Genomic DNA, 1,234 nt, shown 5'->3' with positions numbered 1-1,234 from the left:
GTGGCGGTGCGTGCTCACCGTGCACGCGTCGGCAGGCCACTCGGGGGCCCGGCGGGAGACCGCGGGCGCGGTGTCGCGGGCCGCCCGCCTGGTGGGCATGCTCGACGCGGCCGAACTGCCGGGCGAGGACTGGCCGTTGCCGCCACGGCTGACGGTGACCGCGATCGGCGGCGGTGAGGGCTTCTCGGTGGTCCCGGACCGCTGCGCGATCAACGTCGACGTGCGCACCACACCCGGCTTCGGCCCCGCCGAGGCCGAACGCCTGGTCCGCGACCTCGTCACCGCCTTCGACGCAGCCATCCCCGGGCCGACGCGCACCGCCGTGGACGCGGTCGCCGCCTGGCCGGCCTACCGGCTGGAGCGCGACCGGCAGCCCGCCGCCGCCCTGCTGGACGCCGCCGCCGGAGAAGGGCTCGCGGTACGGGCGAAGGTGGCCGGCCCCTCCAACATCGGCAACCTGCTGGCGGGGGAGGGGATCCCCGCCACCGCCGGGTTCGGGCTCCCGTACCGAGGGCTGCACGGTACCGACGAGTGCGTGGACCTCGCCGAACTGCCGCGCGTGTACCGGGTCTACCGGCAGGCGGTCCTTCAACTGCTGGGCGCGGCATGAGCGTCGCCGAGGAGTATCCGCACTGGCCGGCGCTGCGCGTCGCCGCCCTGGTGCGCGGCGGGCTGCTGCGCCCGGCCGAGGTCCTGGAGGCCGCGTTCGCCCGGATCGAGGAGGAGGAACCGCGGACCCGGGCCTTCACGGAGCTCTGGCCCCGTCGCGCCGCCGAGGCCGCCGCCGAGGTCGAACGACGGCTGCGCGCAGGGGAGACGCTGCCGTTGGCCGGCGTGCCGATCGGGGTGAAGGCCACCGAGGGCCCCGCCGCCTTCCAGACCGCCCGGCTGCTCGCCGCAGGCTGCGTACCGGTGGGGGCCACCTCCACACCGGGTCCCGGCACCGCCTGGCAGACCTGGGGCGCCACGCCCGCCGGGCCCACCCTGAACCCGCACGACCCGCGCCGCAGCCCCGGCGGCTCCTCCGCCGGGTCCGCGGCGGCCGTCGCCCGGGGCATGGTGCCGCTGGCCACCGGGAGCGACGGCGCCGGATCCGTCCGCATCCCCGCCGCCTGGTGCTCCGTCGTCGGGCTCAAGCCCACCAACGGCAGGCTGCCCGCACGTGACCGGGCAGGTCTCAACACACCCGGCCCCCTCACCCGCCGCGTCGCGGACGCCGCCGCCGTGCTGGACC

The 1,234-nt window shown here is 77.6% G+C and carries 2 protein-coding genes; both read left to right on the top strand.

Annotated elements, in window-relative coordinates:
• Nucleotides 1-610: peptidase dimerization domain-containing protein (locus ACOV8S_RS22455; RefSeq protein WP_448319763.1), on the top strand; the 610-nt coding region annotated here is incomplete at its 5' end.
• A partial coding sequence (locus ACOV8S_RS22450; RefSeq protein WP_448319761.1) for an amidase family protein occupies nt 607-1,234 on the top strand: 628 nt, incomplete at its 3' end. The genes ACOV8S_RS22455 and ACOV8S_RS22450, both read left to right, overlap by 4 nt.

The sequence above is a fragment of the Streptomyces sp. CO7 genome, assembly GCF_053474865.1.
The sequence above is the reverse complement of the archived record's forward strand: the minus strand, read 5'-3'. Positions and strand labels throughout refer to the sequence as shown.